Genomic DNA, 2,162 nt, shown 5'->3' with positions numbered 1-2,162 from the left:
TCACTGCTGATGGGAAGAGGGCGATTTCTGGTGCAGCGGACAACACGATCAAAGTCTGGGATTTAATAACTGGAAATAAACACTTTACTTTCAAAGGTCACAGCAACTCAGTATATGCAGTAGCCGTCACTGCTGATGGGAAGAGGGCGATTTCTGGTGCAGCGGACAACACGATCAAAGTCTGGGATTTAATAACTGGAAATGAACACTTTACTTTCAAAGGTCACAGCAACTCGGTAAATGGAGTCGCTGTCACGGAGGATGGCAAGCGGGCGCTTTCTGGTTCGTGGGACAAAACCCTCAAAGTCTGGGATTTAACCACTGGAAATGAACAGTTTACTCTCAAAGGTCACAGCAACTCGGTAAATGCAGTTGCTGTCACTGCTGATGGGAAGCAGGCGATTTCTGGTTCAAGAGACAAAACCCTCAAAGTCTGGGATTTAACAACTGGAAATGAACTGTTTACTCTCAAAGGTCATAGCTACTCGGTAAATGCAGTTGCTGTCACTGCTGATGGCAAAATGGCGATTTCTGGTTCAAAAGACAACACCCTCAAAGTCTGGGATTTAACCACTGGAAATGAACTGCTTACTCTCCACAGCTACTCGGTAAATGCAGTTGCTGTCACTGCTGAGGGCAAAATGGCGATTTCTGGTTCAAAAGACAACACCCTCAAAGTCTGGGATTTAACAACTGGAAAGGAACTGTTTACTCTCCCCAGCTACTCAGTAAAAGCAGTTGCTGTCACGGAGGATGGCAAACGGGCAATTTCTGGTTCTGATGACAAAACCCTCAAAGTCTGGGATTTAACAACTGGAAATGAACTGTTTACTCTCAAAGGTCACAGCTACTCGGTAAATGCAGTTGCTGTCACGGAGGATGGCAAACGGGCGATTTCTGGTTCTGATGACAAAACCCTCAAAGTCTGGGATTTAACAACTGGAAAAGAAGAGTTTACTCTCAAAGGTCACAGAAACTCAGTAAATACATTAGCCGTCACTGCTGATGGGAAACGGGCGATTTCTGGTTCAACAGACAACATCCTCAAAGTCTGGGATTTAACAACTGGAAAGGAAGAGTTTACTCTTGAAGGTCACAGCAGCTTGGTGAATACAGTCGCCGTCACTGGTGATGGCAAGCGAGCAGTTTCTGGTTCAAAAGATAACACCCTAAAAGTCTGGGATTTGTCAAGTGGAAATGTGATTGCCAGTTTCACGGGTGAAAGTTCGATCGCCTCTTGCGCCATCGCACCCGATGGAGTCACAATTGTGGCAGGCGACGCATCCGGCCGCGTATATTTCCTGCGACTCGAAGGGATTAGTGAGTATTTAGAAAAGGGGATGGCGTGAGATGGGAGAATTTGCTGACAAGTTAGCGACCAAACCACTTTTCTATCAACGTGCTTATCTGGGCAGCTTACTGCCAAATTATGTCAAGTCAGGGAATTTAGAAAAGTATTATCAAAAACTGACAGATTTTAACTTTCTGATGGCAAAGATTCAGCATCCTGAGTTTGGCGTGCAGGCACTTATTGATGATTTCAATTTGCTTGACGATTCAGAAGCGGTAACTCACCCAGAGTACAACCCAGAAAAAGTGAAAGCCCTGAACTTGATTCAAACGGTACTCTGGATGTCAGCAGATATTTTGGAGCGAGATCGGACGCAACTGGCAGGGCAATTGTTAGGGCACTTACTGTACTTTGAAATGCCAGAAATTCAGGCAATGCTGGAGGCAGCCAAGCAGGGGAAAGCAGCACGTTGGTTGCGTCCTTTGACACCATGTTTAACTCCCCCTCGCAGGGGACTACTACGCACCCTGGAAGGTCACAGCAACTCAGTATATGCAGTCGCCCTCACTGCTGATAGCAAAAGGGCAATTTCTGGTTCAAGAGACAACACCCTAAAAGTCTGGGATTTAACAACTGGAAGCGAACTGTTTACTCTCAAAGGTCACAGCGACTGGGTAAATGCAGTCGCCGTCACCCCCGATGGCAAGCGGGCAATTTCTGGTTCAAGAGACAACACCCTCAAAGTGTGGGATTTAACAAATCGAAAGGAAGAGTTTACTCTCAAAGGTCACAACGACTGCGTAAATGCAGTAGCCCTCACCGCTGATGGGAAGCGGGCGATTTCTGGTTCAGATGACAACACCCTCAAAGT

Annotated in this window: 2 pseudogenes; both read left to right on the top strand. The window is 46.3% G+C overall.

The window, feature by feature from the left end:
- Positions 1-1,349, top strand: a pseudogene (locus QUA25_RS03140) (WD40 repeat domain-containing protein); the annotation flags it as partial.
- A 1-nt stretch (position 1,350) separates the two neighbouring features.
- Positions 1,351-2,162, top strand: a pseudogene (locus QUA25_RS03135) (WD40 repeat domain-containing protein); the annotation flags it as partial.

The organism is Microcoleus sp. Pol17C6 (assembly GCF_036701145.1).
GTDB lineage: Bacteria > Cyanobacteriota > Cyanobacteriia > Cyanobacteriales > Microcoleaceae > Microcoleus.
The sequence above is the reverse complement of the archived record's forward strand: the minus strand, read 5'-3'. Positions and strand labels throughout refer to the sequence as shown.